Annotated in this window: 1 protein-coding gene; it reads left to right on the top strand. The window is 68.7% G+C overall.

The window, feature by feature from the left end:
* Window positions 1-1,263: MFS transporter (locus L286_RS26080; protein WP_021222941.1), on the top strand; the 1,263-nt coding region annotated here is incomplete at its 5' end.
* Between the last annotated feature and the right edge of the window lie 143 nt (window positions 1,264-1,406).

The following is a 1,406-nucleotide window of genomic DNA, read 5'->3' as shown; positions in this document are numbered from 1 at the left end:
GCGCGCCATGTCGTCCTGTGGCTGACGGTGCTGGCCTATCTCATCACCTATATGGACCGCGTCGTGATCGCCACGGCGGCCCCGGTGATCGAGAAGGAATATGGCTTCTCGCCCGTGACGATGGGCTGGATCTTCGCGTCCTTCTCCATCGCCTATGCGCTGTTCCAGATACCCGGCGGCTGGCTGGGCGACAGGTTCGGGCCGCGCCGCGCGCTGACGGGCGTGGTGCTCTGGTGGTCGACCTTCACCGCCGCCACGGCGCTGACCTGGTCGGCCGGGTCGATGATGGTGTGCCGCTTCCTGTTCGGCATGGGGGAGGCGGGGGCATTTCCCATCGCCACCCGGTCCTTGTCGCGCTGGATGCTGCCGTCGGAACGCGGCTGGGCGCAGGGCGTCACCCATGCGGGGGCGCGGCTGGGCGGGGCGGTGACGCCGGTGTTCGTCGCGCTGCTGATCGTCCAGTTCGGCTGGCGCATGCCCTTCATGGCCTTCGCGCTGATCGGCATCGGCTGGGCGGCCCTGTGGTTTTGGTACTATCGCGACACGCCGCGCGAGCATCCGGCGGTCAACGGCGCCGAACTGGCGATGATCGAGGGCGCGCTGGGCGCGGGCCGGGCGCGGGTGAGCGTGCCGTGGCGGCACCTGCTGGCCAATTCGCAGCTCTGGGTGCTGTCGGCCATGTATTTCTGCTACGCCTATTGCATCAACATCTTCCTGACCTGGTTCCCCAAATATCTGCACGATGCGCGGGGGTTCGACATCGCGTTGATGGGCCTGTTCGCCAGCCTGCCGCTGATGGCGGGGGTGGTGGGCGACCTGATGGGCGGATGGGCGTCGGACCTGCTGGTGAAGCGCGGCGCGGGGCTGAAGATGGCGCGCCGCTCGGTCGCCGTGGTCGGCTTCCTGACGGCGGCCGCGATGATCCCGCTGGCCGCCGCCATGGACGGGCATGTGGCCAGCATCCTGTGCTTCTGCATCGCGCTGTTCGGGCTGGAGCTGACGGTCGGCGTGTCCTGGGCTGTGACGCTCGACATCGGCGGCGAATATGCGGGGTCGGTGTCGGCGGTCATGAACACGCTGGGCAACAGCGGCGCGGCGGTCGCGGCGGCGGTCACCGGCTATATCGTCAGCATGAGCGGCTGGTTCGCCGCCTTTGCGGTTCTTTCCGTCCTCTGCCTGATCGCGGCGGCGCTGTTCCTGCGCATCGACGCCTCGCGCAGGCTGGAAGACGGGCAGGGGGCGCGGGCCCCGGAAGAAATCTGAACATCGCGCGCATGGCGCGCACGACAGGAGGTTGCTTAGGTGAAGACTTGGATATTCGCTGCGGGCATCGGCGCGGTGATCGCCGGCGCGGCGGTCGCCGCCCCCGCGCCGAAGGGAAATGCCGCGCACGGGCAGCAGCTTTT

Origin of the sequence: Sphingobium sp. HDIP04 (genome assembly GCF_000445085.1) — a bacterium.
In the GTDB taxonomy this organism is placed as follows: domain Bacteria; phylum Pseudomonadota; class Alphaproteobacteria; order Sphingomonadales; family Sphingomonadaceae; genus Sphingobium; species Sphingobium indicum.
Note: the sequence above shows the minus strand (reverse complement) of the source record. Positions and strands in the feature narration are given on the sequence as shown.